General features: G+C 39.2%; 2 protein-coding genes and 1 pseudogene. 2 read left to right on the top strand and 1 reads right to left on the bottom strand.

Going from position 1 to position 2,001, the window contains the following annotated elements; genetic code table 11:
* A partial coding sequence (locus PX484_RS07505) for a helix-turn-helix domain-containing protein (RefSeq protein WP_288103329.1) occupies nucleotides 1-292 on the bottom strand: 292 nt, incomplete at its 3' end.
* Nucleotides 293-1,116: 824 nt separating this feature from the next.
* Here PX484_RS07505 and PX484_RS07510 point away from each other — a divergent pair.
* Nucleotides 1,117-1,653, top strand: a complete 537-nt coding sequence (locus PX484_RS07510) for a hypothetical protein (protein ID WP_288103331.1) — start codon at nucleotides 1,117-1,119, stop codon at nucleotides 1,651-1,653.
* Nucleotides 1,598-1,864, top strand: a pseudogene (locus PX484_RS07515) (murein biosynthesis integral membrane protein MurJ); the annotation flags it as partial. The gene PX484_RS07510 and the pseudogene PX484_RS07515, both read left to right, overlap by 56 nt.
* Between the last annotated feature and the right edge of the window lie 137 nt (nucleotides 1,865-2,001).

Genomic DNA, 2,001 nt, shown 5'->3' on the forward strand with positions numbered 1-2,001 from the left:
CTTTTACCCAGTCAATAACTTGTTGACCTTGTGCTTCTGTCAATTTAGGTTTTCTCCCTCTTCCTCGACGATTATAAAAACCAATTAGTTTTCTATCTTCCCAGGCCGTCAACCAATTATAGATGGTCTTTCTCGTAACTGCAAATGTTCCGCTCAATTCTTCTATCGTGGTTCCCTGAAAACTTAAGAGTATACATTTCGCTCGCTCTCTTACTTGATGATGTTTACTAGCTCGATAAATTCTCTCTAGCCTTTTCTGGCTCTCGGGGTTTAGGTCTCTAATCAATCTCATTGTATTTTCCTGCTGCTTCGTTTTTTTATGTATTATACTTCTTAATTTTTTATTTGGGTAATTAATTTTGCATGACTACTTATGGTTCAATCGGGTGGCATAAATCGACTAAATCCTTATCTGGCAAAAGACTTAATTGATTAGTTCGCTCTAGATCGAAAACAATTGACAAATATCGAAGCAATGTCTTTCTCTATAAGGGTTTCATCTCTTATAACCCCCGTCCATCGCATAACACAAACCGAAGAACCAAAAATAGCTGTACCTCACTAGCTTAGGAAACGCTATATAAGTAGGTAGGCGTTAAAAGTTGTCAGATACCCCCGCCTATCGGCACCCCCCTTATCAAGGGGGGCAGGGGGGATCGAACCTAAAATCCATTTTTAATTTAATTATAACCAGCTACTTAACAGTTATCTTAATGGTCAGGTGGGAGTCGATCATCGATGCCGAATTAGCTTATACTTCATCTTTATGAGAAACGCTCTCTAGGGATCTGTGTGGGGAAATGGCTGTTATACAGTCCAGTCAAGTTAAATTTGACAACTAGAGAGCGCTTTTCTACGGGAACAGAGAATTAGATAAGAAGAAATACGGCTCTTCTCGACTTTGTGTGATAATTTTTGCTTATGGAATCGTGAAATGCTTATCAGGTAACACTTTTAGGACTATTTTGTCGAAGAAACTATCAGTATAGACCTCGTTTCCACACAGAAACCAGAAGAGCCGAAATACTAATATTTTGTCGCCATCAGCTTTTAGCCACAATTCAATTGAGTATAAAATAATCTCAGAAAAAGCCTCCAGAAAATGTAAAATCAACCATGAAAACAATTATTTTGATTTCTAGTCTATCTTTAACAATGGTAGTCGGTGCTTTCTGGGCAAAACCGAATATAGTTTTGGCTCAAACTTGTAATTACTTTGCCGGAACTGCTGTGACGGGAAAAAGCGTTAACATCGATTTATGTTCGATTGTTCCGGCTAGTTCGCGTAGTGTTGACTTCGTTTATTATTTAGGAAATCAACGACTGGTTAGCCAAGCTAATTGTGATAACGGAACTTGGACGACTTTTCCCGAAAGACAAATTCATCGTCCCCGCTCTCAAGCGACTCAAACAATGCTAGAGGTGGTGTGTAGTTACAGATTCGATAGTTCTCAATCTACATCAAGAATCGCTACGGCAATAGTGTTTTCTCCACCATCAAATGTGAGAACATCCCCCAATGGCAATATCATCTGTTCAGTCAGAGAACGTAGAACCATCAATATTTATGGTTCGGTTGGCTCTTGGTATTATACGAATGTCTGTGGGGAAATGGGTGTTATACACTCCAGTCAAATTAAATTTGCCAACTAGAGAGCGCTTTTCTACGGGAACACAGAAACGGGTAGAATCGATCAATGCAGTTGTTTTCTTTCGAGGTGTCGTCATTAATAAGAAAGCTACCCGTTCCTTAGCCGGTATTGCCGGAATTGTCGCCGTTGCCACCTTAATCAGTAAGGTTTTTGGTTTAGTCCGCGAACAGGTAATCGCCGCTGCCTACGGTGTCGGGCCAGTGGTGAACGCAGCAATTCTCATTTTGAAAACAAAAGAAGATAAAGTTCTCTTGTTCACATAGAGAACTTCTGTCTAATTATCATTTTTTTTCAAGATAATCATCATAATTAGCTTCAAGAGACAGTTTTAAAATATCTGCCCATAAAA

It is taken from the genome of Microcystis sp. M49636_WE2, from assembly GCF_030065375.1.
Taxonomy (GTDB): domain Bacteria; phylum Cyanobacteriota; class Cyanobacteriia; order Cyanobacteriales; family Microcystaceae; genus Microcystis; species Microcystis aeruginosa_C.